Raw genomic sequence first — 510 nt, forward strand, 5'->3', positions numbered from 1 at the left:
AAGAGAACCGCGATGGCCACGGTGACAACCGCTCAGAAAACTACGGCGTAGAAGGCGAGACGGAAAACATCATGATCATCGCCACGCGTGAGAAGCAAAAACGCAACCTGATTGCGAGCTTGCTCTTTGCGTTTGGTATTCCGCACATTTTGACCGCCGATGTATTGTCACACTCGCAAGGTGGCAACAATAACGCCTACTGCCAAGACAATAAAACCAGTTGGATCAACTGGAGCGAGACGGAGCGCAAAGCGCACTTCAAAACTTGGATGGCGCAAATGGTCGCAAACCGTCACCAATACATGGTGCCTTTCATCCGTGCTTTCAGCGGCGAAAATCGCAACAACAACCGTATTTTCTGGCGTCGAACCGATGGCCGATTAATGGAACACGACGACTGGAACCGATTAAGCTCCGTAGCGCTTCACTTAGGCATTGGTAAAGACGGGCAAGAGTTGGTTTACCTCATCAACCAAACGAACGCTACAGCGCGATTTAAGCTGCCAAACG

General features: G+C 50.6%; 1 pseudogene. It reads left to right on the plus strand.

The window, feature by feature from the left end:
• Positions 1–510 (plus strand): annotated as a pseudogene (locus R7P74_RS29605) (glycogen debranching enzyme); the annotation flags it as partial.

Source organism: Vibrio sp. 2033 (genome assembly GCF_033339735.1).